Below are 20,827 nucleotides of genomic sequence, written 5' to 3'. Positions count from 1 at the left end.
CGTAGCCCTACCCCTTGACCGCCCCTGAAGTGAGCCCCTGCACGATATGGCGGCTCGCGAAAGCGAAGAGGATCATCGTCGGGGCGATGGTGAGGACCGCCGCGGCGGACATGGAGCCCCAGTCGATGTTGAAGCTGGAGATGAAGCCGTTCAGGGCCGTGGGGACCGTCTTGTGGGCGTCGCCGTTCATCAGGGTCACCGACAGGAACAGCTCGTTCCAGCAGTTGACGAAGTTGAAGATGAAGGCGGCGACGATTCCGGGCCGCATCACCGGAAGGAGCACCCGGAACAGGGCCCCGAGGCGTGAGCAGCCGTCGATCATGGCGGCTTCCTCCAGCGCGTCCGGGATGTTCTCGAAGAAGCCGCGGAGCATGACCGTGCAGAAGGGAATGCACACAGCGATGTAGACGAGGGTGAGCCCGAACCGGCTGTCCACCAGGTTCAGTTCCGTCATCATCATGTAGAGCGGACCGAGCGCGATGAATGAAGGGATCATCTGCGTGACGAGGGCCGCCATCAGCACCGCCCCCTTGGTGCGGAACTCGAAACGGGCCAGCACGTACGCCGACAGCATCGATATCGCGGTCGCCACCGTTCCGGCGGCCGTCGCGATGATCAGACTGTTGGTGAGATAGACGCCGAACCGGGCCTCACGGAAAAGCCCGGTGTAGTTCTCCAGGGAGAAGTGCGCGGGCCAGTAGGAGATCGGGAACGAGAAGATCGTCCCGGGGCTCTTGAAGGACGTGACGGTGATCCAGTACAGCGGGAACACCGTGACGGCCAGCCAGAGGGAGAGAAAGAGGATACGGACCGTGCGCCCTGTGGCGGACTCCTTCCCGATCACGAAACTGTTCCTTTCGCCTTGCGCGTCCTCGGATCACGGTCGGTGGCCCGTCTCCCGCCGATGGCCCGTCTCCCGCCGATGGTCGGCCTTCCGCCGGTGGCCGGCTTCTCGCGCGTGGCCGTCAGATGGAAGACCGAGAAGACCAGGAGCATCGCGACGACGATGAGGCCGATCGCCGACGCCCTTCCGTAGTCGCCCTGTTGCGTGACGGTGATCATCCACGTGGTCACGATGTGCGTCTCGTTGGACGGCCCGCCGCCTGTCATCGCGAAGATGAGGTCGGGGAAGTTGAAGATCCAGATGACCCGGAGCAGCACGGTCAGCGACAGCGTTCCCCGGATGGAGGGAATCGTGATCCGGAACAGCGTACGGACCTTGCCCGCGCCGTCGATCTCGGCCGCTTCGTAGATTTCGTCCGGGATGGACTGGAGGGCGGCGAGGATCATGATGGCGAAGAACGTGACGCCGTACCAGATGTTGGCGACGAGTACGGCGACCATCGCGGTTTTCGGATCGGCGAGCCAGGGAATCGGTTCGTCGATCAGGCCGGCCTTCTCCAACAGGTCGTTGACGACACCGAATTCACTGTTGAACATCCAGCGGAACAGGATGCCGATCAGGAACCCGGAAATGGCCCATGGAAAGAAGATCATCGCCTGGTAGAGCCCGCGGAGACGGAACCGGCGGCGCAGCCACAGCGCGAGGGCGAACCCGATGACGAACTGCGGCACGATCGATCCCACGACCCAGATCCCGGTATTGCTCAGGATCGTGCCGAACACCGGGTCGGTGAAGATTTCCCGGAAGTTCTTCAGACCCACCCAGGAGGTGTCGGTGAGGTCGTTCAGGTTCCAGTTCCGGAAGGCCATCTGACTGCCCGCGATCATCGGGTAGTAGATGAACACCGCGACGAACAGGGCGGCCGGGGCCATGAAGGCGGCGACGGTCAGCCCTTGACGGCCGGTGAAGACGGGTCGGCGCGGGCGGGGGGCCGCCGCGGCGGAGGCGGCGGTGGTGGAGCCGCGCCCGCCGGCACCGGGGCGGGGACCCGCACCGGCGTCCGGGCGGGTACCCACTGCGGCGTCCGTACTACGGGTGGTGGGTGTGGGCGTCCCGCCCGGCTCGCCCTCCGGCCGCGCGGAGGGGGACGCCACCGGCTCCTTCACCGACTCTTCCACTTGCCGGTCCAGTAGGAGTCCCAGCCGGTGAGGAGCTGCTCGGGCGTCATCTTGCCGAGCAGCACCTTCTGGATGTCGGCGTCCGACTTCTGGATCCACTCGGTCCACCAGGAGGAGTCACGCGGCTGTGTGACGGTGATGTACGCGTCCGGGTTCTCCGTCATCTTCACGTAGCTCGCCCAGGCGCCGGTCTTGTAGTACGCGTCGTCGGCGGCGCTCTTCAGAATGGGCACCAGGCTGTTCTTCTTGTCGAACGTGGTGGCCGCGTCGCCCTCGGCGAGGAACTTGACGAGCTTGGTGGCCTCCGCCTTGTGCTTGCTGCCCGCGGCGATCCCCCAGCCCGCGGTCGCCACCGGCTGGACGGCCTTGCCGCTGGGCCCGGTGAGCAGCGGCGCCGTGGTCCACTGCTGTCGGCTGATCGCCTTCGATTCGCCGAGCGTCGCGATGACTTCCGGGTCCTGGAGGAGGAACGCCGTCGAGCCGTTGGAGAAGCCCTCGACCATCTCCGGGTAGCCCCAGGCGACGGACGACGGCGGCGACGCCTTCTTGAACAGGGCGAGGTACGTCTTGAGTGCGGTCAGCGCTTCCGGCGCCGAGAAGATCGTCCTGCCGTCGGTGAGCTTGAAGCCGTTGTCGCGGTCGATCTTGTCGGCGACGTACGCCTCGATGACGGCCACGGCGTTGCTGTTGGCGTTCGGCCCGCCCCGGAACGCGTACCCGTACTGGCGCTTGCCCGGGTTCTGGATCGCGGTGGCCTGCTCAAGGAGGTCGTCCCAGCTCACGGGCGGGTTCTTGAAGCCGGCCCCGGTGACCAGATCGCTGCGGTAGAAGAGGCTGAGTCCGTAGAAGCCGTACGGGATGTAGTACGTGCGGCCCTTGGCGTCCTTGGCGTACTTGACCGTGTTGTCCGTCAGCTCGTCCCAGCCGGCCCAGCCCTTCAGGTCCTTGCTCATGTCGTACAGCCAGCGGTTGGTCGACCACGGCCCCGAGGTGATGTCCCGGACCTCCAAGGTGTCGATGCCGCTGCCGGATTGGAGCATCTGCTGGATCTTCTGGTCCGCCTGATCGGTGGGCGGCGAGATCAGATCGACCTTGATCTTGGGGTTCTGCTTCTCGAACTCCGCTATGAGGTCCTTCAGGACCGCGGTGCGGGTGGGGTTGGTGAGGCTCTCGACCATGTGCAGGGTGACGGTGCCGTCAGCGGCGCCGCCTCCTCCCACGGCACAGCCCGGCAGCACGAGAGTGGCGGCGAGACAGAGAGCCGTGGCGGCCGTTCTTCTGCTCAACACTGTTGTCCTCCCAGTTCCAGGGGATCGGTGACGGTGGTGCAGGACGGGGATCTGCGGGGGCGGGGGTCGCGGGGGGTCACCGGGACATGGCCTGCGGGGCGCGGGCCCAGTCGACGAGCACGGGAACGCAGCGCTCGGCGAAGTCCTCGAAGTCGGCGGCGGTGTTGTAGACGTGCGTCGACAGGCGGAAGTACCCGGCGCCGCCGAAGCTCGTGAACGCCGCCTCGACGTCCAGTTCTGCGGCGACCCGGTCGCGCAGCGCGTCGGCCGCGGCGTGGGTCGTGCCGAGACCGTCGGGGAGCCGTACGAGGCGCAGCGCGTTGACCGGCATGCCGACGTCCACGGCGGCGTCGGCGCCGGTGGCCTCGGCGAAGGCGTCACCGATGAGGCGTTCCGCGTAGTCCGCGAGTTCCGTCATGTACGTACGGGCCGCGTCCCAGCCCCAGACGCCGTCGATGAAGTCGAGGGCGGTCGGGGCCGCGAGATAGCTCGTCGCGTCGATGGTGCCCTGAGTGTCGAAGCGGTGCGGGAACGGTTCCTCGGCGCCCCAGGAGTCGATCAGCGGGTAGAGCGCGTCCCGCAGCGGTCCCCGGGCGACCAGGGCCGACGTACCGCGGGGCGCGCAGCCGAACTTGTGCAGGTTGCCGATCCACACGTCGCACTCCAGGCCCGCGAGCGGGTCCTCGGCGAGGCCGGGCACGTGCGCGCCGTCGACCAGGAGCGGAATGCCGCGCTCCCGCGCCAGCGTGCCGATCCGCTCCACCGGCATCCAGCGGGCGGTGGCGGAGGTGATGTGGTCCAGGACGACCAGTCCGGTGGAGCCGGTGAGTTGGGCGGCCACGGCCTCGTACGCCTCGTCCTCGCCGGCGTCGAGCGGGATCCGCGCGGTCCGGACGGTGCCGCCCCAGCGGCGCGCGAGACGGCGGGCGCCCATGGTCACCGCGCCGTAGCCGTGGTCGGTCACGACGACCTCGCCGCCAGGCCTCACGGGGACGTTCGCATAGACCACGCTCGCGCCACCGCTCGCGTTCGGCACGAGGGCGAGGTCGTCGGCGGGGACCCGCAGGAACGCGGCGATCTCCGTCCGCGCCGCCGCCACGCGCGCCGGGAGCGCCGGGAACCAGGTGCCTGGCGAGCGGTCCATCTCCTCGCGCAGCCGGTCCTGCTCCCGCTGCGCGACGAGCGGCACCGCCCCGAACGACCCGTGGTTGAGGTGCTGGTGCGAGGACAGCAGTGACCACGCCTCGATCGCCGGCCGACCGTCGGCCAGCAGCAGGGGGCGGGGCGCCGTGGTGACGCAGGTCTCGTTCACGTGGTTCAAGATCTCCCCTTGGCCTTGTCGTCTCGACGGACGCTACGGTCGATACATCGGACAGTCACAGAAAGAGGTCTGATGACTTGCGGCGCATCCTGACACTGGACTCAGGGAACGACAAGGTTTTTCACGAATTAGTTACCTGAGCCCAGCGATGTCATCGGATGACTCGGGAAGGAATCACGGAAGAAATCCAATGAATCTGTAGAATCGACAGCACATTCGACCGTGGGTGGTGCCACCGGACCGCCGCCGTCGACGCCTCGGGAGGGGAAGCGATGTCCGCAGTCGACCAGGCGCTCCACGGCCTGCGCCGCATGATCGCCGACGGGCGTCTCGTCGCCGGTCAGCGCCTGCCGCCCGAGAGCGACCTCTGCGCGGAACTCGGCGTCTCACGCGGCTCGTTGCGCGAGGGAATCCGTATGCTCGCGGCGCTCGGCGTGATCGAAGCGCGTCACGGCTCCGGTACGTACGTCTCGCAGCTCCGGCCCGAGGACATCGTCGGCAGTCTCTCGCTCACCGTCGACCTGCTGCCGCTGACCGGGCTCCTGGAGATGTACGAGATACGGCGCGTCCTGGAGTCGCACGCGGCGGCGCAGGCGGCGGCACGGATCACGCCCGAGTCGCTGAGCACGATCTTCGCGTACATGGAGGCGATGGAGGCCACCGAGGATCCGGACCGGGTCTCCGCGCTCGACCAGGACTTCCACGCGGAGATCGCCCGCGTCGGCGGCAACCCGACCCTCAAGTCCCTCCTGGGAGTCTTCCGCGCCCGCTCCCGCACCTACCAGGTCTTCACCCTGCCCGAGGGCCCCCGCATCAAGCGCTCCAGCGACGAGGACCACCGGGCGATCGCGACGGCGATCGCGAACAGGGACCCCGTGGCGGCGGCGGCCGCGGCGTCCGCGCATGTGGCGCATACGGAGAGGTGGCTGCACGCCTTCCTGCCGCAGACACCGGAGCCGGCCCCCGAGCCACCAGCGAGCCCCGGGGCGGACGCCTGACCTCGGGGTCCGCCCGCGCTTCGCCGGACGACTGCCGCGCGCCCCACTGCGGCTGCCTCGCCTCGACCGGCACCGACCGATGGCGTCGGCACCCTGCACCCTGCACCCTGCACCGATGATTCACCGTGATTCGATACCGGGGTAAGAAATCCTCAACTACCTTACTGCCGTGGACCAATTGATCACCGAGGATCCGCTGTCCATCGGCCCGTACCGCCTGATCGCCCGTCTGGGCGCGGGCGGTATGGGCCTGGTGTACCTGGGCCGCTCGGAAGCCGGACGAACAGTGGCAGTGAAGGTGGTGCAGGCCGAGCACGCCCAGCATCCGGAATTCCGCAAGCGGTTCGCACGCGAGGTGGCTGCTGCCCGGCGGGTGGGCGGGACCTGGACGGCAGCCGTGCTCGACGCCGACACCGAGGCCCTGGTGCCCTGGGTGGCGACCCAGTACATCCCCGGGCCCGATCTGACCACCGTGGTCGCCAAGGACTTCGGGCCCTTGCCCGAGCACTCGGTCCGCACCCTCGCCAACCGCCTCGCAGTGGCTCTGCAGTCGGTCCACGGGGCGGGTCTGATCCACCGCGACCTGAAACCGTCCAACGTGCTGGTGACAGTGGACGGGCCGCGCGTGATCGACTTCGGCATCGCTCGGGCCATGGACACCCTCGCCGGGGACAGCCTGCACACCCGCACCGGGATGCTCATCGGATCCCCCGGCTTCATGTCGCCCGAGCAGGTGCGCGGCCTCGAACTCACCCCGGCCAGCGATGTGTTCTGCCTGGGTGCCGTCCTCGTCTACGCCGCCACCGGCCGCCTTCTCTTCGGCGCCACGGAAACCGGCCTGAACGCACACCTCTTCCGCATCGCGGAGGAGGAAGCGGACCTGACCGGCGTACCGGAGTCACTCGTCGATCTCGTACGCGCGTGCCTGCACAAGGACCCGGCGCAGCGGCCCACCCCCACCGACGTGGCCACCCGCAGGGCAACCGACCAGGACGGCGAATGGCTGCCCGGCTCGGTGCTCGCCCAACTCGGTCGCCACGCCGCCCAGTTGTTGGACTTCGCTCCGGAGACACGGGCCACGCAGCCGGACCCGCGCATCCCCGCCCAGGCCCAACCGCTTCCTCCGCCTCCCGCGTACACCCCGACGACGCCGGCGGACGCCCGCCCTGCGCCGCCGGGGTTCGCACCGTCCGCGGGCCCGGCTCCCGGTGCCCGGCCCGCGTCACCGGCCCCGGCCGACGTCCATGGCCCGCACCCCAGGCGGTGGTGGGGACTGGCAGTGGCCGTGCTGGCACAACTGCTGGTGCTGATCGGCACGACGACCACGAACGTGGCACTGCCGTCCATCTACGCCGATCTGCACCCCGGCGCCGACGACCTGGACTCGTTGCCCCTCGCCTCCGCACTGGCATTCGGCGCACTGCTGCTGCTCGGCGGACACATCACTGATCTCCTCGGCCGCAAACGGACGTTGATCACCGGTCTGGTCGGCTACGCGGTGGCGTCCGCGATCGGCGGCTCGGCCCCTTCTTTCGACGTGCTCATCGGAGCCGATGTCCTGCGGGGCGCGTCCGCCGCACTGCTCTCATCGGCCGTGCTGGCCCTGGTGTCGATCAGCTTCACCGATCCGAAGGAACGGGGCAGGGCCTTCGGGATCTATGCGGCGATCGTCGGCGGCGGAACGGCGATCGGCCTGTTCACGGACGGATGGCTGGCCGAAAGCCTGAGCTGGCGCTGGTGCTTGTACGCCGGCGTCCCGCTCGCCGTGGCAGCCGTGTTCGGTGTGGCCGCCCTGGTGCACGACGGCCCGGTCCGCTCCCCCGCCCGCCTCGACGTTCCGGGCCTGCTGCTCGGCTCCGTCGGGCTTGTCGCCCTCGTCTACGGCTTCGGCCGGGCCGAGTCGCGCGGCTGGACCGATCTCCTGGTCGTGGTCCTCTTCGTGGGCGGAATCATCCTGCTCCTGGCCTTCGCCTGGTGGCAGACCGCGACGACCAGCCCACTCCTGCCGCCCTACGTCTTCCAGGACCGCAATCGCGTCGGCTCCTGCCTCGCCCTGGTCTTCATCGGCATGGGCATGTTCGCCCTGCACCAGGTCCTGACCAGGTATCTGCAGGGCGCCCTCGGCTATGCCCCGTCCCAGATCGGCACGGGCCTGCTGCCGATGGCCGGTGCGGCCGTCATCGCCGCCACCCAGGTCTCCGCCCGCCTGTACCGCCGACTGGCACCCCGCGTCCTCATCGCGCCGGGCCTGGCGCTGACGGCGATCGGCCTGGCCCTCCTGACCGGCCTCGGCGCCGACAGTACGTACGCCGACCAAGTGCTGCCCGGCACGCTCCTCGTCGGCTTCGGTCTGGGCCTGGCCTTCGTGCCGCTCTTCGCCACCGCGACCGGAGGAATCGCCCCGCAGGACTCCGGCGGGACCGCGGCCATGGTCAACACGGCCCAGCAGTCGGCCGTCTGGGCCGCGTCGCCCCTGTTCGGCGGCATCCTCGCCTCGGCGGTCTCCGCCCGGCTGGATCACACGTCAGCCATTCCTGAAGGCTTGACCAAAGCAGCCGAGCAAGGCGTCCTGCTCGGCGGCCAGAACCTTCCGGCGTCGCTGTCCGGCGTCGTCAAGGAGGCTGACAGGGCGGTCCTGGACGGCTACTCCGTCACCCTCTGGTGGGCGGTCGGCCTGACGCTCCTCGCGGGCCTGCTCGCCGGCCTGCTGGTCACGGCCAAGGCTCCGAGTGGTGATCCCGGCTCCCGTTGATGCCGTGCCCTGGTCGATCCGCCGGCCCGGCAGGGTGCGGGCACTCCATGACGATGTACGGGACGCCAGTCCGCCGCAGCGGGCGGGGCGAGTCCGTGCGCCTTCAGGGTGGCGGTCATTGCCGTACACCCGATGAACGCGCTACGGGCATCGCCCGGCAGCGTGAAGCTCAGCCGGAGGCCGTGCGCCTCCTGCCGCGCGGCCTGCACATACGAGCCAGAGATGGACCCATTCCGGACGCGATTGCGCCACGCCGCTGACGTCGAGGTCACAGAAGGCATCCTCGATCTCGACCGTTCATGTGCCTTCGACGCCGCCGAAGCCTCCGGCGTCTCCGGCGCCCCCCGGGGGAGGAAACACGTGCACGCACGCGGGTCACGAATACGCGTCCTCGCCGCGACATTGACCGCCGCGGTGATCGCGGGTGCCGCCACGGCATCGGCGGCTTCCGTTCCCCGAGCGCCCGCAGTGGCGGACCGGGCCGAGCTGTCCCGGCTCGCACAGAGCTATCTGCAACTGCGCGCCGACCTGGTCACCCGGCCCGCCGCGCAGTCCCCCGTCCCTGAACCTCCGGCCGCCGCCACCCCGTCGATGCGCGCCGGCCTGCGGACGGAATTCGCCGCGCTGGTCCGTCGGGGCCGCGCCTATCAGCAGGCCGACGGCGGGTACGTCCGCGCGACGGTCGAGGTGAAGGTGAACGACGCGGCCGTGAACGGGCGCACCGTGTCCCTGCACATCACGGAGGACACCCGCCTCTACCACCCGTTCACACCCGCTCAAGTCGCCGAGGGCGCTGCGGAGTACGAGGAGTACACGCTTCCGCACACGCTGACCTTCACCCGCACTCCTTCGGGAGCCTGGCTGCTCGCCTCGGACAGGGCCGAACTGAACGACGGGGGACTCGCGCCGAGCACCCAGGTCGCCAGGCCCCGCACCGCGTGAGCGCCCCGGCGCTCCGCCTCGCCACGAACGCCACCGGGGCCCGTGCACAGGCGGTGGGCGCGGGACGCGCCCCCGCCTCCCCTCGGGGCCACGCGGGGCATCACGCCCAGGCGCGGTCGGAGTCCGTACCTCAAGCGCGGTGGAACACGACGAGCGGCGGCTCCTGCCGTCCGATCAGCCCGGCGAGCTCCGGGTGCCGCGCCGTCTCCTTCGACCGCAGAGCGAAGCAGTCCGGCCAGAGGCCGCGCCGGGGCCGGCCGCCGAGGATGATCCCCTCCCGGTCCTCTCGTTCGCCGCGGGCGCCGAGTTCGCCCTCGCCTGCGGCGATCCTGCCCTCAGCCACCTGCGCCACCCACGCACCGACGACGCGAACTTTCCGCCATCAGCGAGGAGTTGTATGGATTCCGGCCTCTTGCTGGCATGATGCGGGAACAGGCGTAGTCGTCTGTGTCCGTGTGGTTCGGGGGTGTCATGGGAGCGGATGAACTTGCCGCGGCCGCTGTCGGGGTCCTGGCGGCTGTGATCACGGGGACAGCAACCAGATTGGGCGAGCAGGCCGGGGCCGCTGTCGCGCAGGTCGTACGAGATCGTCTGGGGGCATCGGATCGCGGTCGGGCCGCACTGGCGGATCTTGAGGCGACCCCCGAGGCGCAGGCCGGGGCATCGGCGGTTCTCGCCGCGGAGATCGAGACCGATCCCCAGTTGCAGCGCGCGCTGACGGTTCACCTGAGCGCACCCCATGCTGCCGGCGGTGTGGTCATCGACCGCAGCCGGATGCGCGGCGACAACCCGATCATGGTCGGCAGCAGCGGGACGATCAACATCAGGAAGCCCACGTCAGCAGCCGGCCTGGTGGCGCTCGCATTGGCCGTGCTGGTGGTCCTCGCCGTGATCGTCCTCGCCATGTACGGCGGGAGCCGGATCTTTAACTCTAATGACTCTCCGGACAGCGGCCATAACTCCGCATCCGGGACAGTCGGTAAGAACGATGGTTCGGCGTCGAGCAGCGGCAGCGAGGAGAGGACTACTGCACCTCGTGCGCTGACTGTGGCCGAGACGAAGAACGTGGTGCCTGGACTGGAGGACATGCCGTCAGGCTGGGCAGTCTTCAGCACGCCCAACGGATTCTCCCCTGAAGAGGACAAAGGGTGTAACCGGGGAACTGCGATCTATGAGAACCCGGAAAAGAACTCGGGCAACCTCCATGTGCTCTACCTCGTGACCGCGTGCCGAGACGTCCGAACGGTGATCGATGGGTACGCGGAGTTGTTGAAGAGGACCGAAACCAGCGATCCGGAAGAGACGCGTATCGCGATGCCGAAGTGTGGTGATGAGAGCTTCGCGACCAGCTACACAGTCACTGATGGCGTAAGTTCCGAGAAAGGCGATCGCGTCGAGATGCGGGCCCGGGTGGGAGCGGTTTTCATCGACATGACATACGGCCCAATCGGCGACGGCCCCTACAGGCTCGACTTCCTGGAGCGGGCCCAGGAGCTCATGCAACTGGTCTGCGATCGGGCTGTCGCTTCGCAGAGCACGCCCTAACCGCCTGCGGCCACTCCCGCCCCCGGAGCGGCGGCCTTCACAGTGCCTCGCGAAGCGCTTGGGTCAGGAAGTTGTTCGGGGCATTGCCGGGGTGGCTGATCCCTTCCTCCAGACAGAGCTGAGCCCGGACCCCTGCCGTTCCGCCGCGCATCTCACGGCGGGCGACGGGGCGAGCCGGGGACCGCGAGCGCCGGCAGCACCGTCGACAGCCGCACTGAACGGGTCGGCCACACCACGGCGAACACCTGCAACACGCCCCAGACACCCCGCCACCGCGAGTTCATCTCATCCTCCTTTGCCGGGAACTGGGCCATCACGGCCACTGCGCCTCGGCGAATCACGCTGTCGCGCTGCGTTCGCCGCGTTCACGGAGCCATCCGGGCTCGGACGGTCTGGACCGACGAACCCATCAGGAAGGTCGGCGCCGCCGGTAGTAGGCCCAGGCCAGAGCCAGCACGATCGGCCCCCACAGCATCGCCGGCGTGATGCACACCCGGGCCAGGAGCATCCACCATCCGTTGCTGAACCCCACCTCGGGCAAGACGCCCACCCAGGCGAGCGGGTAGGGGCCGAACATCGCCACCAGCGCCAGACCACCCACGACCGCCGGGATCACCGCAGCGAGCGGCGCCACCCGTCGGCCGCCGAGGAACGGCACCCAGCGCGGCACCACCTCGCCCCACCCGCTCACCAGACCGGTAGTGAGCAGCGCCAACGCCTCGGTGAGCACGCTCAGGCCCACCACGTACGGCGTGGCCCACCAGACGAACGCCGGCGAGTGCGGGTCGATCTGCCCCATCGTGAAGTTGACAGCGAACGGCAGCCGCCACAGGCAGTGCGGCAGCACGACGAACGGGAGGGCCTTGGCCAGCCTGAGGGCCCAGACGGGGACGGGGCGCTCAGTGTCGCCGAGCGGAAGGGCGAGACGGGTGATCGGCATGACCCCACCATCGCCCGAACCTCAACGTCAGTGCGTCGGCCCCACGCACGATCACGATCCCCCACGAGTGTTACTTCTCGATCGTCCTGGCGGCTGACCGCCCGTTGGAAGAACCCAGCAGCCATCTCGGAGTCAGTTACGGGACAGCCCTTGGACAGCCCCTCTCCCACTGACCGAGGGATTTCAGAACCAGCACAAGCGAACGCGCACATGTGCCCAGACGATCGGGGCCCGCGTGCCGCGCACGCGCGCGCCCGACGCGGCGCCCGTCACCTGGGCAGCGAGACCCATGCCTTGATGCCCCCTCGGGGCAGGCTCGCGTCACAGACGCCCCACTCCCCTCCCCAGTCGTCGACAACAGCCGCCAGCAACCAGAGCGCCCGCCGGCGACGCGTCTCGCAGAGCGTGGCGGTGTCCGGCTCGCGATGGCGGGGATGCTGGTCCCAGACGAGGAGACGGAGCGCGTCGTCGCGGTGGCGCAGGGATACGTAGAGCTCCTTGCGCGGGCTCATCCTGACGGTGACAGCGATGAGTTCGGCCGCCGCGTGCGTGGCGGGCCAGACGTACCGGGAGAGCCCGTGCGTGTTCAGAGCGGCAGCGATCAACGTACGGCCGATGAACGAGCTGCGGACGTCGCCGGGCAGCGTGAAACTCAGCGCGAGGCCGCGCGCGGAGCGCCCCTTGGAGCGCAGATAGGGCTGAGGGTGCTGCCGGGTGTCGGGATGCGGATACGGGACCGGTGTACGCGCCTCGGCGACGGCCGGGCAGAGCGCGGTGAGTGGAGCTGAGTGCATGGCTGACTCCCCTGATAAGGGTGACGAGTTGGTGGCGTCTCTCTTTCGCGTGGGTGCGCACAGATGGCTCACACGGTTGCGTTGCGGACGAGCAGTGGCCTGTCTCCCTGACGCGGGACCGCCCCTCCCAGGGCAGGAGGTTGCGGGCAGGACTGCGCGATGCACTTCCGGCTCGTCTCTGTGTGAGCGGTGCGTCACCTAACGTAGCGCAACGTTGGCACTGATGCCGCAAGAATGGAGGCAATTGCCTCTCTCGCGTTGGACTGAGTGTCCACTGCGGCGGCAGACTGTGTCCACAGTCCGTGGAAGAGAGGGCCCATGCCGAGCAGTTCCACTCCGACAGAGCGCCAGAAGCGACTCGGCGCCGAACTGCGCAAGATGCGCGTCGCAGCCGAGGCAACCACCGTCTACGCGGCGGGCTTGCTGGGCATCGACCGAACGAAGATCTCCAACATGGAGGTCGGTGTCCGCCCGATCACTCCCTCGCGCGTCCGCACCTTGGCCTGCAACTACGCCTGCGCCGACCCTCAATACGTAGATGCACTCGCGGAGATGGCCGAGCAGCGCGAACGTGGATGGTGGGAGCAGTACAGGGGCGCGCTCCCACCGGGCCTGCTGGATATCGCCGAGCTCGAATGGCACGCGACTCGTATCCGCACAGCGCAGACCGTCCACCTTCCTGGCCTGCTCCACACCGACGAATACGCTCGCGCGGTGTTCGGAGCCGTGCTGCCCGAGCTGTCCCGTCTGGAGATCGAGTTGCGGGTTGCGCACCGGATGGAGAGGCAACAGGTACTCGACCGCGAGTCACCCATCGGCTACGTGGGCTACGTCCACGAGGCTGCCCTGCGCATGCAGTTCGGCGGCCCCGACGTCACGCGGGCGCAGCTGCTCCATCTCTGCGAGATGTCAGAGCGTGAACACATCGAGGTGCGGGTCGTTCCAGTTGATCGGGGCGCATTCCCCGGCGCCGGACACGCGCTCCTCTACGCCCATGGCGTCGTGCCTCAGCTCGACACCGTGCAGCTCGATTCCGCACACGGCCCTGAATTCATGCATGCCGACGCTCAACTGACGAAATACCGTGCGCACCTGGACTGGATGGAGGACGCTTCACTGTCCACTGCCGCGTCCAGGGACTTCATTCACGCGATCTCCAGCCAACTCTAAGGAAGTTCGCCATGTCCGACATCCATTGGGAAGAGCCGTACTGCGGCGAAGGAAACAACTGCTTCAGGCTCGGCACAGACACCGAAGGCAACGGATTCATCGCCATCCGGGGCGAGGAGGATCGTTACCTCACCGACAGCCGCGAGGCGCTTCAGCAGATGATCCGCGACATCAAGGCCGGCAAGGCCGACCACCTGCTGTAGCAACAACAGGGGCCCGGCACCGCGACGTGCACGCGGTACCGGGCCCCTGTTGTGTGCGGTGCGGGACCTCAGGAAGATCCACCACGCGGGAAGGAGACCTCCACGCGGCGGTTCTTCTTGCGGCCCTCTTCCGTGCTGTTGTCGGCGATCGGATACTGCTCGCCGTAACCGCGGATCTCGAAGGTGACGGTCGACCCCAGATCCTTCACCAGCACCGCCTGCACGGCGTTGGCGCGCTGCTTGGACAGCACGTCGCCGTGGGCGGAGGAGCCGAGGTTGTCGGTGAAGCCGAAGACGCGCACCTTGGTGGCGTTCTGCTTCTTGATCTCGGCCGCGATGGAAGCGATACGAGAGTTGGCAGCAGAGCTCAGCTTGGCGCTGTCCTTGCCGAAGAGGACTTCGGCCTGGAGCGCGAACTTGATGTTCGCGTTGCTGTCCTCGCGACGCTCGTCGCCGCCTTCATCCTCGATGACCTGGACGATGTCGAGAACCTTGGCGGGGGCGAGTGTGCCACCTTCGGGCATCTTCAGGTCGGGGTCGTTGGGGTCCAGCTTGACGGGCGGCACAGACGTGGACTCTGTGCCGGGCGGCACGCTGGGTCCGTCGTCAGCAATGGCATTCGCCGCCCCCAGCACGGTCATGCTTGCCATCAGCACTGCGGTCGCGACGGCGCTTCCTGCCAGATGCGCTGGCCCGCGACGTGTACGGGTGTGGGTCATGTCGGCCGTCACCCGGAGATCTTCAGCGAGGTGGTGGCGAAGGTCGGCAGCATGAAATCGACCTCGGTCGTGGTGCTGGGCGGAGCGGGGAACTGCATGAACACGGGGGTCGAGCCGCCGGGCTGGAGCGGCAGGATACCTGTGGTGCAGAGACAGCGGTTGTCTGTGTCTCGGAGAACGTAATAGCGCTTCTTCCCCGCCTTGTCGATCAGCGCGGCGCCTGCGACCGAGTTGGGGTTCTTCTCCACGATGAGGTTCTCGGTACCCGCCCAGCCGCTTGTGGGTTGGTTCGTGTCGCTGCCATTCTTGACTTCGCCTTGCACCGTGACGAAGCCACCGGAGTCTCGCTTCACCTGATTGATGACGAGCGTGATTCCGCGCTGGCCCCTGATTTCGGCAAGCTTCACATTCGGGTCCACATTGTCCCCGGCCGCAGTGTCCTCCTGCTTCGACTCCTTGTCCCCATCGGAGGACTTGGAAGGCGTGGAGGACGGCGACGAGCCGGCGTCGTCCGTCTTTCCGCCGCTGTCGGTTCCGCAGCCGGTGATGGCCAGGGCCAATACAGCCGTCAGCGAGACGGCTGCCACTGCCCTCCGGGACAATGTGGAGCGCCGAATGCTCATGGGTTCTGTTTCCTTTACTCGTTGTTCGCTGTCAATTGTCGACCAGGTGCACATCGAAGAGAATCTTGCTTACCTCCGACCACGGCGGGGGGCTGCTCGGCCTGATCTCGACCATGCCGCCCTTGTCGCAGCTGAAGAAGTAGATGTCCTCGACGCTGTCTTCGTTGAGGTCCACGGAACGCCACGAGCACTGGAATCGGATGACGGCGGTGGCATGTTGCTTTGCCCTCGTGTTCTTCGAGCCAGGAATTACCGCCGAGTCCACCGTCTTGCGGCTCTCGGTCTCGACCCTGACCTTGTCGCGCCGGCCGCCCGGCCAGACCTGGCAATCCGTGACGTCTGCCTTGTTGTCCGAGGCGAGCCTCTGCGCCTCGGCGCATGGCATCGCCTGGGAAACTTCGTGGCCCGCCAGGAACACGGGCAGCAGTCGCTCGGGCAGCGCCGCGAGGAACTGGGATTCCAGGTCCTCACGAACCTGCCGGGCCGCAGCCAGTGCGGCGGCATCCGCCGCGCCCTGGGCTCCATTGCGCAAGGCCGCAGCCTTGCCGACAGCAAAAAATGCGAACACGAGGAAGAGCAGGCCCGCCACCATCACTACATAGATGGGGAAGGCCTGCCCTGCATCGCGCCGTTTGCGGCCGATCATCAGCCCGAGGTGATGGAGCTCACGAGACCCTGGATCCGACCCGAGATGGCGCCACCGATACCCGTGGCCATGATCGCACCGATGATCGCCACGACCACCAGGATGATGCCCAGGTACTCGAACGCCGTCTGGCCGCGGTCCTTGGCCTCGTAACGCTTCTGGATCGCGCTGACCGCGGTGTTGGCCCAGCCGTTGATGCGGACGGCGGTCTTCAGAGTGATGTCCGACATGGTGTTCCCCTCCGGATTCGGCCGACCGGTAGCCGGCCGACTCGCACGTTTCTTGGGTGCCGCCCGCGGTTCCGGCTTCCTCCTGGCCGGAGCCGCTGGCGACATGAGAAACATACGGCGACACACCCTGCTCGCCGGAGGGTCCCAGGGCCCATTCCCGGGCCCAAAGCGTCAGTTGGGCCTGTGACGCCGGTACGTGCCGGGCCCCACGCCCGGCACGTACCACGGCAGTCCTGCTCTCCCGCTCAGCCACCGTGACCACCGGCCCCGCGTACCCCTGGTCCCGCCGTGGGAGCCGTACCGAGCCAGCGGGCGATGGCCTCGCTGCGAGTGGTGCTGTGCAACTTCGTGAAGATGCGATTGATGTGGTTCTTGACCGTCTTCTCGCTGATGAAGCAGGTGGCGGCGATCTGCTGATTGCTCATGCCGGACGCGATCAGCTCCATGACCTCCACCTCCCGCGAACTCAGCCCGTATTGCTGCCGGTTGAGGGCCACACCCGGCCCCCCCGTCATGGAAGACTGTGCCACAACTGGTTGCAGTTGCGAAAGACCTTGGGCTTTTTGGGCTGGTCGCGCCGCAGGTGGAGCCGGTTCGGGCTTTGGCGCATGTGCAGGCGCACCGTGTTGCTGAACCGGAGTCGGACCGTGGCCGTCGTAGCCGAGCCCCGGGTAGGGAACACCCGTTGTCAGAGCGGCGCCGAGTCCTTCCGGGAGCGGCCGTCCATGCAGTCCAGGGTCCTGACGCATATGGGCGAGGAGGGCGTTGGCCGCAGTGGCGGTGAAGTGGGCGCGGCCGTCTCTGGTGTCGCGCACGGCCTGCACCAGCTGGTCGGCCGTGAACTCGCCGTGGACCAGATAGCCGCTGGCACCCAGGCGGAGCGCCTCGTGAACGATCTCGCTCTCGCGGCTGTAGGTCAGCATCATGACGGGTGCGACCTGTACGAGGTGGGGCAGGGCGGATATGCCGTCGACGCCGGGCATGCGGACATCCAGCAGGACGACGTCCGGGCGGTGCAGAACAGCCGCGTCGTAGGCCTGGCGGCCGTCTGCGGCCTCGGCCACGACCTCGATGTCGTCTCGGCCGGAGAGCAGGACGCCAAGGCCGGCCCGGACCACTGGGTTGTCGTCGGCGACGACGACCCGAAGGGCGCCGAGGACGGGCGCGGGCGGCGGCCCCGGGAAGGGAGGCAGGGACTCGGATGCCGCGGACTGCTGGGAGACGGGAGCGGGAACCGGGAACCCGTGGGAGCTGGGTTCCGAGTTGAGCGGGGTGACGTGCGAGGACGTGTGCTGGGAGGCGTGATTCTGTGCGGCCCAGTTCTGGCCCGACGCGCGGGAGACATCGTCCGGCATCTGCGACCTCCTCTCAGGGATCTATGGGGGGTGAGGGTGGGGTGGTACTGAGCTGGTCAGTTCACTCGTAGTGCATCTGGAGCGGGAGCAGTGCTGAGAGCGGCGATCGGGAGTTCCAGGCGTACTTCGGTGCCCTTGGCCGCCTGGCCCTTTCCGATACGGATGCGGGCGCCGATGGACGCCGCCCGTTCGACCATGCCGACGAGGCCGAAGTGCCCGGCGTGCCGGAGGTCGTCGAGCGTGGTGCCAGCGGGCAGGCCGCGCCCGTCGTCGTACACGCTGACGCGCAGGACATCGCCCTTCACGCCGACCAGTACGACGAGGTAGGTGGGTTGGGCATGGCGGTGGGCGTTCTCCATCGCTTCGGAGGCGACGGTGAGCAGCTGGCGCGCGACCGCCTGCGGGACGTTGGGGACCGGTGTCTCGTTGAGAAGGCGGAAGGTGGCCGTGAGCGCGTGACGTTGCGTGAAGTCATCGGCGCGGGCCTGCAGTTCGCGTACGACGTCCACTCCGCCGTCCAGCCCGGACTCGCGTCGCAGGTCGGAGAGAAGTTCGCGAGACTCGGCGGCGGCGCGGCGGGCGGCGCGGGCGACCAGTTCGGCCTGGTGTTTGACAATGAGCGGGTCCATGCGGTCGGACGAGCCGGCCAGGCCGTCGGCGGCCAGCGCCAGGCCGTGCAGGGTCTTGGCGACCGAGTCGTGCATCTCCCGGGCGAGGCGGGTGCGTTCGCCCTCCACGGCCTCGCTGACCGCGAGACGGGCCCGGGTCTCCGTGAGGGCTTGGCTGGCCGTACCGAAGCGGAGAAGCAGGTTGCGCAGGGTGACTCCGACGGCGCCCGCGATGATGCAGAAGCCGGGGAGGAGGACCGCCGTGGCGTCGGTGGGTTGCAGCTTCGGGTCAGTGTTGTACACGCCGAGGACGATGACGGTCTGGAGCGCAGCGAACACCGCCGCGCCTCGCCAGCCGGAGACGAGTCCGGCCAGCAGCGGGGTGCACACGGTGACGTACGCGAGGGTGGACTCGGGGCCGGCGGTGATGAGTAGAAGGGCGCCGAAGAAGGCGTCTATGCCGAGCAGCCAGGGATGGCGCAGCAGGACGGGACCGAAGCGTTCCCAGTCGCGGAACAGGACGTACGAGCCCATGAACGTGACGAGGATGGCGGACCCGATCAGCCAGGAGGCCAGGCCCGAGGCGGTGTGGCCGAGCGCGAACGGGGTGGCGATGGCGATCATGGCAAGCCGGAAGCCGAAGACCTGCCGGCACATCGCCTGGAGCGCGTTCAGCTGGATCGCGAACGCCGGGCGCGAACCGGGATCGGCTATCGCCTGACGCACCTCTGCGTTCAGTCCATTGTGGATGCTGCCGAGTTGGAACGACACGAGCCTCTCACCTCCCTTCGCCTGTCTTGCCCACCGCCCAACGCGTTCACATCACTGACCCGTGAGGAAGCCGAAGTCGATGTTGGCTCCATAGACAAAGCCGACCGTCAGCAGCACCAGGGTTCCGGGGAGAAGGAAGGTGGTGACCGCAAAGGTCGCCTTGGGGACGGCCCGGGCCGCCTTCCGACGGGCGTTCTGGGCGTCCGTTCGCCGCATGTCGTTGGCGATCTGGATCAGCGTCTCGACGATCGGCGCACCCAGCTCCTCGCCCTGCTGGAGCGTGGTCACGAACATGGCGACCTGCTCCGAGTCATTGCGCTTGCGCAGCTGCTCGAAGGCTTCGCGCCGGCTGACACCCATGTCCATCTGACGCAGGGTGATGCGGAGTTCGTCGGCCCAGGGTCCCTCGTACTTCTCGGCGACGCGCCCCAGCGCCTGGCGGAAGCCGAGGCCCGCCGAGACGACGACAGCCAGGACGTCGAGGAAGTCCGGGAGTGTCCGGTCGATGTGGTCGCGGCGGACGCGGACCGCCGACCAGATGCCGACCTCGACCCAGAAGAGGCCGAAGGCGATCAGCAGCAGAGCGAGGAAGATCTGGCCACGCATGAGCATCGTGAAGGCGCCGAGCGCGCCGAGGCCGCCGTAAACGGCACGGCGGGCGGCGTAGCGGTCGATGGTCAGACCGCCCGGGTTCCCTGCTAGGTCGATCTGGCGGCGCTTCTTGTTGACGGCCTTGGGACCCATCATCCGCAGCACCATGGGGGCCCAGCGCATGCCGAGTCGGTCGATGCCGGAGCCGACCGCGCTGGTCCGGGTGGAGCCGACCTCCAGGGCAATCGCGAGGTCCCCGGGGAGCTTTACGTCGCGCCGGTACATACGGATACCGGCGATGGCTCCGTAGACCGCCAGACCCATGACCCCGGCGAGCAGCAGGTCCATGTACGCCCCGCCCATCAGACGTCGATCCGGGACATGCGGCGGATCACGATGAATCCGATCGCGTACAAGGCGATGGAGATGACCACCGCGACCTGACCGATAAAGGCGCCGGTCATGCGGTCGAGTGCGCCGGGCATGACCGCGTTCATCAGGAGCATGGCGCCCAGGCCGAACATCGGGACGGCGTAAGCGGTGACGGTGACCTGGGAGAGCTGGGTCTTGACCTCGCGCCGGGTCTCCTTTCGCTCCTCCAGGGTCTCCGTGAGGTTGCGCAACGAGCTGACGACCGTACCGCCGGCCCGGTTGGACAGGACGAGGGTGGTGACGAGGACGACGAGTTCGCGGGAGGGCAGCCGGTCGGTCAGCTCGCTCATCGCGTCTTCGAGGGGTTCGCCGACGGCGAGCCGACGGGAGACCCTGGCCAGTTCCTCGCCTGCCGGGTCCTCCATCTCATCGGCCGCCATGCTGATGGACGTACGCAGCGCGAGCCCGGCCTGCGTGGCGTTGGCGAGGATACGGGCGAGTTCGGGGAGCTGGTTGATGAAGCGTTCGGTGCGTTTGGTCCGCTGCCAGTTCAGGAAGGCGTTGGTGCCCCAGAGACCGATGAGGGCGGCGACCGGGCCGAAGAAGCTGGCGAGCAGGGACGAGGCGATCATCCAGAGGCCGGCCATGGCGGCGAGCGCGTAGACGAAGAACTCGCCGGGTGTGATGTCGAGGCCGGTGGCGGCCAGCTTCAGTTCGAGCTTCCGGCCCAGGCCGGTCTTGCGCAGCCTGCTGTCGAGCCCTCGGAAGCGGCGGCGGCGCCCGGATTCCGGGATGTGGCCGGTGTGTGAAAGGCGGTCCACCAGGGCGTCCCGGTCGGCCTTGCCTCCGGAGTAGGCGTGCAGGCCGGCGACGCCCGTGACGCCAGCAAGCAGCGTGACGCCGATGGTGAGAAGAGGGAGATTCGTCATGGCACGG

22 protein-coding genes are annotated in these 20,827 nt (G+C 68.2%); 6 read left to right on the top strand and 16 right to left on the bottom strand.

Annotated features, from left to right (window positions below):
• Nucleotides 1-7: 7 nt before the first annotated feature.
• From ACF1B9_RS05250 to ACF1B9_RS05235, 4 genes are all read right to left on the bottom strand, one after another.
• Nucleotides 8-844 carry a carbohydrate ABC transporter permease gene (locus tag ACF1B9_RS05250; protein ID WP_391739170.1) on the bottom strand — a complete coding sequence of 279 codons (837 nt, stop codon included), beginning with the start codon at nt 842-844 and terminating at the stop codon, nt 8-10.
• Complete coding sequence (locus tag ACF1B9_RS05245; protein ID WP_391739169.1) at nt 841-1,998, bottom strand: carbohydrate ABC transporter permease; 1,158 nt, start codon at nt 1,996-1,998, stop codon at nt 841-843. Before ACF1B9_RS05245 ends, ACF1B9_RS05250 begins: the two co-directional genes overlap by 4 nt.
• Before the next feature lie 8 nt (nt 1,999-2,006).
• The gene (locus ACF1B9_RS05240; protein WP_391739168.1) at nt 2,007-3,308 is read right to left on the bottom strand and encodes an ABC transporter substrate-binding protein; all 1,302 of its coding nucleotides are present in this window, start codon (nt 3,306-3,308) and stop codon (nt 2,007-2,009) included.
• Between the two features lie 79 nt (nt 3,309-3,387).
• Nucleotides 3,388-4,623, bottom strand: coding sequence for an aminotransferase class V-fold PLP-dependent enzyme (locus ACF1B9_RS05235; RefSeq protein WP_391739336.1), 1,236 nt, complete (start codon nt 4,621-4,623; stop codon nt 3,388-3,390).
• 281 nt (nt 4,624-4,904) lie between these two features.
• Between ACF1B9_RS05235 and ACF1B9_RS05230 the strand changes: the two genes are divergently transcribed.
• The 3 genes from ACF1B9_RS05230 to ACF1B9_RS05220 all read left to right on the top strand — a co-directional run bounded on the left by ACF1B9_RS05230 (nt 4,905) and on the right by ACF1B9_RS05220 (nt 9,324).
• Nucleotides 4,905-5,630 carry a FadR/GntR family transcriptional regulator gene (locus ACF1B9_RS05230; protein WP_391739167.1) on the top strand — a complete coding sequence of 242 codons (726 nt, stop codon included), beginning with the start codon at nt 4,905-4,907 and terminating at the stop codon, nt 5,628-5,630.
• 169 nt (nt 5,631-5,799) lie between these two features.
• Nucleotides 5,800-8,382, top strand: a complete 2,583-nt coding sequence (locus ACF1B9_RS05225; protein ID WP_391739166.1) for an MDR family MFS transporter — start codon at nt 5,800-5,802, stop codon at nt 8,380-8,382.
• 360 nt (nt 8,383-8,742) lie between these two features.
• On the top strand, nt 8,743-9,324 hold the full coding sequence (locus ACF1B9_RS05220; protein ID WP_391739165.1) for a hypothetical protein: 582 nt from the start codon (nt 8,743-8,745) through the stop codon (nt 9,322-9,324).
• 130 nt (nt 9,325-9,454) lie between these two features.
• Here ACF1B9_RS05220 and ACF1B9_RS05215 read toward each other — a convergent pair whose 3' ends face one another.
• Entirely contained in the window at nt 9,455-9,667 is a 213-nt protein-coding gene (locus tag ACF1B9_RS05215; protein ID WP_391739164.1) for a hypothetical protein, read from the bottom strand.
• Nucleotides 9,668-9,867: 200 nt separating this feature from the next.
• On the opposite strand from ACF1B9_RS05215, the gene ACF1B9_RS05210 reads away from it, so the two are divergent.
• Nucleotides 9,868-10,869 (top strand): hypothetical protein, encoded by a 1,002-nt coding sequence (locus tag ACF1B9_RS05210; protein ID WP_391739163.1) that lies wholly within the window; start codon nt 9,868-9,870, stop codon nt 10,867-10,869.
• Nucleotides 10,870-11,021: 152 nt separating this feature from the next.
• Here ACF1B9_RS05210 and ACF1B9_RS05205 read toward each other — a convergent pair whose 3' ends face one another.
• From ACF1B9_RS05205 to ACF1B9_RS05195, 3 genes are all read right to left on the bottom strand, one after another.
• Entirely contained in the window at nt 11,022-11,153 is a 132-nt protein-coding gene (locus ACF1B9_RS05205) for a hypothetical protein (protein WP_391739162.1), read from the bottom strand.
• Between the two features lie 125 nt (nt 11,154-11,278).
• Nucleotides 11,279-11,809: a hypothetical protein gene (locus tag ACF1B9_RS05200; protein WP_391739161.1), complete on the bottom strand. Its 531-nt coding sequence runs from the start codon at nt 11,807-11,809 to the stop codon at nt 11,279-11,281.
• A gap of 269 nt (nt 11,810-12,078) precedes the next feature.
• Entirely contained in the window at nt 12,079-12,603 is a 525-nt protein-coding gene (locus tag ACF1B9_RS05195; RefSeq protein WP_391739160.1) for an ATP-binding protein, read from the bottom strand.
• A gap of 318 nt (nt 12,604-12,921) precedes the next feature.
• Between ACF1B9_RS05195 and ACF1B9_RS05190 the strand changes: the two genes are divergently transcribed.
• Both ACF1B9_RS05190 and ACF1B9_RS05185 read left to right on the top strand, forming a co-directional pair.
• Nucleotides 12,922-13,773, top strand: coding sequence for a helix-turn-helix domain-containing protein (locus ACF1B9_RS05190; RefSeq protein ID WP_391739159.1), 852 nt, complete (start codon nt 12,922-12,924; stop codon nt 13,771-13,773).
• Nucleotides 13,774-13,784: 11 nt separating this feature from the next.
• A complete protein-coding gene (locus tag ACF1B9_RS05185; protein ID WP_351080300.1) occupies nt 13,785-13,976 on the top strand; it encodes a hypothetical protein in 192 nt (63 codons plus the stop codon).
• Nucleotides 13,977-14,044: 68 nt separating this feature from the next.
• Here the strand turns inward: ACF1B9_RS05185 and ACF1B9_RS05180 are convergent, their stop codons facing one another.
• From ACF1B9_RS05180 to ACF1B9_RS05145, 8 genes are all read right to left on the bottom strand, one after another.
• The gene (locus ACF1B9_RS05180) at nt 14,045-14,695 is read right to left on the bottom strand and encodes an OmpA family protein (RefSeq protein ID WP_391739335.1); all 651 of its coding nucleotides are present in this window, start codon (nt 14,693-14,695) and stop codon (nt 14,045-14,047) included.
• Nucleotides 14,696-14,703: 8 nt separating this feature from the next.
• Nucleotides 14,704-15,318 (bottom strand): hypothetical protein, encoded by a 615-nt coding sequence (locus ACF1B9_RS05175; RefSeq protein ID WP_391739158.1) that lies wholly within the window; start codon nt 15,316-15,318, stop codon nt 14,704-14,706.
• Nucleotides 15,319-15,349: 31 nt separating this feature from the next.
• Nucleotides 15,350-15,964, bottom strand: a complete 615-nt coding sequence (locus ACF1B9_RS05170) for a pilus assembly protein TadG-related protein (RefSeq protein ID WP_391739157.1) — start codon at nt 15,962-15,964, stop codon at nt 15,350-15,352.
• Nucleotides 15,964-16,194 carry a hypothetical protein gene (locus tag ACF1B9_RS05165; RefSeq protein WP_391739156.1) on the bottom strand — a complete coding sequence of 77 codons (231 nt, stop codon included), beginning with the start codon at nt 16,192-16,194 and terminating at the stop codon, nt 15,964-15,966. Before ACF1B9_RS05165 ends, ACF1B9_RS05170 begins: the two co-directional genes overlap by 1 nt.
• A gap of 245 nt (nt 16,195-16,439) precedes the next feature.
• Nucleotides 16,440-17,549 carry a response regulator gene (locus ACF1B9_RS05160; RefSeq protein ID WP_391739155.1) on the bottom strand — a complete coding sequence of 370 codons (1,110 nt, stop codon included), beginning with the start codon at nt 17,547-17,549 and terminating at the stop codon, nt 16,440-16,442.
• A 56-nt stretch (nt 17,550-17,605) separates the two neighbouring features.
• Nucleotides 17,606-18,928, bottom strand: a complete 1,323-nt coding sequence (locus tag ACF1B9_RS05155; RefSeq protein WP_391739154.1) for a sensor histidine kinase — start codon at nt 18,926-18,928, stop codon at nt 17,606-17,608.
• Nucleotides 18,929-18,979: 51 nt separating this feature from the next.
• Nucleotides 18,980-19,867 carry a DUF5936 domain-containing protein gene (locus ACF1B9_RS05150; protein WP_189273979.1) on the bottom strand — a complete coding sequence of 296 codons (888 nt, stop codon included), beginning with the start codon at nt 19,865-19,867 and terminating at the stop codon, nt 18,980-18,982.
• 14 nt (nt 19,868-19,881) lie between these two features.
• Nucleotides 19,882-20,820, bottom strand: coding sequence for a type II secretion system F family protein (locus tag ACF1B9_RS05145; RefSeq protein ID WP_391739153.1), 939 nt, complete (start codon nt 20,818-20,820; stop codon nt 19,882-19,884).
• Nucleotides 20,821-20,827 lie beyond the last annotated feature (7 nt).

It is taken from the genome of Streptomyces sp. NPDC014727, assembly GCF_043083485.1.
Taxonomy (GTDB): Bacteria; Actinomycetota; Actinomycetes; order Streptomycetales; family Streptomycetaceae; genus Streptomyces.
The sequence above is the reverse complement of the archived record's forward strand: the minus strand, read 5'-3'. Positions and strand labels throughout refer to the sequence as shown.